The organism is Pseudomonas sp. 32_A, assembly GCF_017490905.1.
Classification (GTDB): Bacteria; Pseudomonadota; Gammaproteobacteria; order Pseudomonadales; family Pseudomonadaceae; genus Aquipseudomonas; species Aquipseudomonas inefficax.
The window spans coordinates 1-1936 of record NZ_JAFGYI010000085.1; the positions used below are offsets into that span (position 1 = coordinate 1).

The window sequence follows — 1936 nt, forward strand, 5'->3', positions numbered from 1 at the left end:
TAGTGGCCGCGTTGCCGAAGGTGGCTCCGATCGCCTGATCGAACGTAGTGGCCGCGTTGCCGAAGGTGGCTCCGATCGCCTGATCGAACGTAGTGGCCGCGTTGCCGAAGGTGGCTCCGATCGCCTGGTTGAACTCAGCCGTGTGAGCTGATCACCATGGCCGAAAACAACAACTTCTGTCACAACGCCTGCTCCCCTCCAAGCCCGGTCCATTGACCGGGCTTTGTTTTTTTAACTAGAGTGCCCAGCCTTACCGCCACAGAAGCCCGCACCATGCTGCCGCGCGCCGAACAGAAGCTACAGACCCGCCAGGCCCTGCTCGATGCTGCCTGCCAGCTCATGGAGAGTGGCCGTGGTTTCGGCAGTATCAGCCTGCGCGAAGTGGCGAAGACGGCCGGCATCGTACCTACCGGCTTTTACCGGCATTTTTCCGACATGGACGCCCTTGGCCTGGCCCTGGTTGCCGAGGTCGACACTACCTTCCGCCAGACCATCCGCCTGGTGCGCCAGAACGAATTCGAACTGGGCGGTATCACTGACGCCTCGGTGCGCATCTTCCTCGACGTAGTCGCCGCCCACCGTGCGCAGTTTCTGTTCCTCGCCCGTGAGCAGTACGGCGGTTCGCATGCCGTACGCCAGGCCATTGCCCGCCTGCGCCAGGACATCAGCGACGACCTGGCCACCGACCTTGCGCGGATGAAGCGTTGGCAGCACCTGGACAGCGCCGCGCTGGCGGTGATGGCCGACCTGGTGGTGAAGACCGTGTTCGCCACCCTGCCCGAGCTTATCGACAGCCCCGAAGCGGGTTACCCACAGGCGCTGACACCGCAGGAAAAGATCACCCAGCAGTTGCGCTTCATCTTCGTGGGTGCGCGGCATTGGCAGGGGCTTGGCAACCCGGGCTGATCGGTAGCCTGTGCCGGCCTCTTCGCGGGTGAACCCGCTCCCACAGGTACCCCGCATTGCTCGAACCTTGTGGTGATCCTGTGGGAGCGGGCGTGCCCGCGAAGAGGCCGGCACAGGCTACCGATCAGCCCGGGTTGCCAAGCCCCTGCCAATGCCGCGCACCCACGAAGATGAAGCGCAACTGCTGGGTGATCTTTTCCTGCGGTGTCAGCGCCTGTGGGTAACCCGCTTCGGGGCTGTCGATAAGCTCGGGCAGGGTGGCGAACACGGTCTTCACCACCAGGTCGGCCATCACCGCCAGCGCGGCGCTGTCCAGGTGCTGCCAACGCTTCATCCGCGCAAGGTCGGTGGCCAGGTCGTCGCTGATGTCCTGGCGCAGGCGGGCAATGGCCTGGCGTACGGCATGCGAACCGCCGTACTGCTCACGGGCGAGGAACAGAAACTGCGCACGGTGGGCGGCGACTACGTCGAGGAAGATGCGCACCGAGGCGTCAGTGATACCGCCCAGTTCGAATTCGTTCTGGCGCACCAGGCGGATGGTCTGGCGGAAGGTAGTGTCGACCTCGGCAACCAGGGCCAGGCCAAGGGCGTCCATGTCGGAAAAATGCCGGTAAAAGCCGGTAGGTACGATGCCGGCCGTCTTCGCCACTTCGCGCAGGCTGATACTGCCGAAACCACGGCCACTCTCCATGAGCTGGCAGGCAGCATCGAGCAGGGCCTGGCGGGTCTGTAGCTTCTGTTCGGCGCGCGGCAGCATGGTGCGGGCTTCTGTGGCGGTAAGGCTGGGCACTCTAGTTAAAAAAACAAAGCCCGGTCAATGGACCGGGCTTGGAGGGGAGCAGGCGTTGTGACAGAAGTTGTTGTTTTCGGCCATGGTGATCAGCTCACACGGCTGAGTTCAACCAGGCGATCGGAGCCACCTTCGGCAACGCGGCCACTACGTTCGATCAGGCGATCGGAGCCACCTTCGGCAACGCGGCCACTACGTTCGATCAGGCGATCGGAGCCACCTTCGGCAACGCGGCCACTA

2 protein-coding genes are annotated in these 1936 nt (G+C 63.7%); one reads left to right on the forward strand and one right to left on the reverse strand.

The window, feature by feature from the left end; translation table 11 throughout:
- The first annotated feature begins 273 nt into the window (after positions 1–273).
- Positions 274–906 carry a TetR family transcriptional regulator gene (locus J5M58_RS25685; protein WP_112253665.1) on the forward strand — a complete coding sequence of 211 codons (633 nt, stop codon included), beginning with the start codon at positions 274–276 and terminating at the stop codon, positions 904–906.
- Positions 907–1030: 124 nt separating this feature from the next.
- Here the strand turns inward: J5M58_RS25685 and J5M58_RS25690 are convergent, their stop codons facing one another.
- Positions 1031–1663 (reverse strand): TetR family transcriptional regulator, encoded by a 633-nt coding sequence (locus J5M58_RS25690; protein ID WP_112253665.1) that lies wholly within the window; start codon positions 1661–1663, stop codon positions 1031–1033.
- Positions 1664–1936: the final 273 nt, after the last annotated feature.

Excerpts from the sequence above, each read along its gene's own strand:
- J5M58_RS25685 (WP_112253665.1), top strand. The coding sequence starts at position 274 with ATGCTGCCGCGCGCCGAACAGAAGCTACAGACCCGCCAGGCCCTGCTC.
- J5M58_RS25690 (WP_112253665.1), bottom strand. The coding sequence starts at position 1,663 with ATGCTGCCGCGCGCCGAACAGAAGCTACAGACCCGCCAGGCCCTGCTC.